Annotated in this window: 3 protein-coding genes; all 3 read right to left on the bottom strand. The window is 39.3% G+C overall.

From position 1 onward, the window contains the following. Positions 1-479: lipid II flippase family protein (locus tag WAM07_RS14610; RefSeq protein ID WP_422167999.1), on the bottom strand; the 479-nt coding region annotated here is incomplete at its 3' end. Between the two features lie 255 nt (positions 480-734). Continuing rightward, positions 735-1085 carry a DUF2200 domain-containing protein gene (locus WAM07_RS14605; RefSeq protein WP_422167997.1) on the bottom strand — a complete coding sequence of 117 codons (351 nt, stop codon included), beginning with the start codon at positions 1083-1085 and terminating at the stop codon, positions 735-737. 478 nt (positions 1086-1563) lie between these two features. Beyond that, on the bottom strand, positions 1564-2310 hold the full coding sequence (locus tag WAM07_RS14600) for a L,D-transpeptidase family protein (RefSeq protein WP_422167995.1): 747 nt from the start codon (positions 2308-2310) through the stop codon (positions 1564-1566). Positions 2311-2434 lie beyond the last annotated feature (124 nt).

Below are 2434 nucleotides of genomic sequence, written 5' to 3'. Positions count from 1 at the left end.
TTGGGAATATGCGCCATTGAAAAACCTTTTAAATACGTTCTATTCGGAAAATGCATCTGATTTAAGCCGCGTTTTATATAGTCCAGTGAGAAAAAGGTTTTAAATAAAGATGGAATGGATCCTTTTTGTTTGGAAAGATGAATAATAGACCTTGAAAATAACGCCACAAACGTTGGCAGTAAAATAATCCCCACGATTGTGCCGATCGTAGAAGCCCCAATAATGACTCGATACTGATCTTCCACAAACGATAAGGTATTTGAGCTTGGTGCTGTATCCACCAAGCTTCCCGTAAAAGGCTGCTGCATCATATTGGCCATCCGCGAAACAATGACCATTAAATTAAATAAAGACAAAGCCGATGCAATTAATCCGACTCGTGCTCCCGATAACCGTACAGCATAAGCCAGGGTTTCAATCGTATGAATGACTAAAATAAATAAAGAAATGTATATGACTTTTTCCGTTAGAAAGTCCAAGTTCCAACCTCACTTCAATTACTGCTCACAAGAAAATTTTAACATAACCAGGTGATTATTTGTCCTAATCATCCATCATTAAGAACTTATTTGATTCATTCATTCTCATTAAAAAGGACGATCACCTTTATTAGATAATCGCCCCCATTTTCCAGAACACTTGGTATTGAGTTATCTTTAACGGGATCACTGTTTTTCTTAAACATTATGAGTAACTCCGATTGCAAAATGAAAGCAGTGTTTCTTCTGTAATCATTATTCTCGCAAAATCTTCTCCATCGCTTTTCCTTTAGCTAATTCATCGATTAGCTTATCCATATTGCGGATTTCCCGCATCGTTGGTTCTTCAATGTTTTCAACCCGGACTCCGCAGATTACACCTTTAATCATGGTCCGGGAAGGGTTCAGTTGGGGAGCTTCCGCAAAGAAGGTTTCAAAATCTGTTTCTTTTTCCAGCTGCGCCTCCAGTTCTTCCTGGCTGTACCCTGTCAGCCAACGGATAATTTCATCGACTTCGTTTTTCGTACGTCCTTTTTTCTCCGCCTTCCTAACATAGTGGGGATACACGCTTGCGAAGCTCATGGTATAGATTTTATGTTTTGGCATACTATGCCCCCTTTTCTTTCCTATGATCTTTGAGTAGATGATATCTATTATATCATTCCTGCGATATTTCTATTTTCAAAATACCTCTCGTTTATAAACGTGATGTTTTAGACATACTTTCTCTCTGAATTAGTCTTCAGAGGTTTCATACCTTTAAGCATCGAATGAGGAATGGATAAAATTATCATCTAACTAACTCTATAAGAAGAGCAAAAAGTTTTTCAGCAATATTCATTTACCATATGATAGCCAATAAAACACCCAAAACTACATAAACATTATCCTTTTACACCATAAACAATAGAATTCAAGAATGACCTTAGACGCGAATTAAAGGTACTGTCATACAATTAACTCAAGGAGCTAATTTAACTTGTAACGGAACCCAAAAACCCGAATAAAGACATGATTGAAATGTCTTTATTCGGGATCATTCAGAAGAGGCTTATCCTGCTATACATTTTTGGAATTCCCTGCATTATTTACTGCTGAATAATGCTTTTCTCGTTTTCGGCCCTACAATACCATCCGCCACTAATCCTTTTGAGGTTTGAAATTTCTTAACAGCTCTTAAGGTTTGCGGACCAAAAGATCCATCAGCGGATATGCTGAGTTTTCGCTGTAGAATTTTCACAGATTCCCCTTTACTGCCATATCTTAACGTTTCGTTAAAGGTCTCATAGCCTGCGACAACCTTGCCCGATCCGACTCCATATTTTTGTGCTAATGCCGTAAAGGACGAAGAGGAACTTGTGATATATACCGGAATGTTCTTGTCAGCCCGTTCATACAACCAGATGACGTCTTTGTTGTGCATTCGAATACAGCCACTGGATGCGTACGTACCAATGGAAGAAGGATTATTTGTACCGTGGACACCATATACGTTCCCTGAGGTACGTCCCCAGTCGCCCGGAACTTTTATCCCAAGCCACCTTGCACCCAAAGGATTCCTTGGATCACCACCCGGGATGTTTTCTTTGTACCACGGCCTGTTTTTCACCTTATTAACGAGCGGGAATTTCCCCTCCGGTGTCAAACTCTTCGTCCTTCCCGTTGCTACAGGAAACGTTTTTTGAAGTTTGCCATTTTCATAAAATGCGAGTTGATTAATGCTTTTATTAATTATAATGGCTTCCTTCTCCGCGGCCTCTGCCGGCTTTACCATCACACATAAACCCAATAAAAGAATCCCCAGTACAAATACCATTTTTCTCAGCTGCATGCTCTGCTCCTCCATTCATCCCTTAGTATTATGGCAATATTATACTTCGGGGAATAGGGAATAATTTGTCGAACACAGCCGTCGAAATAAATAAATTTTCGAGTGGATCAAAGCCATTATGAAG

This window comes from Halobacillus sp., assembly GCF_049282395.1.
Lineage (GTDB): Bacteria > Bacillota > Bacilli > Bacillales > Halobacillaceae > Halobacillus.
The sequence above is the reverse complement of the archived record's forward strand: the minus strand, read 5'-3'. Positions and strand labels throughout refer to the sequence as shown.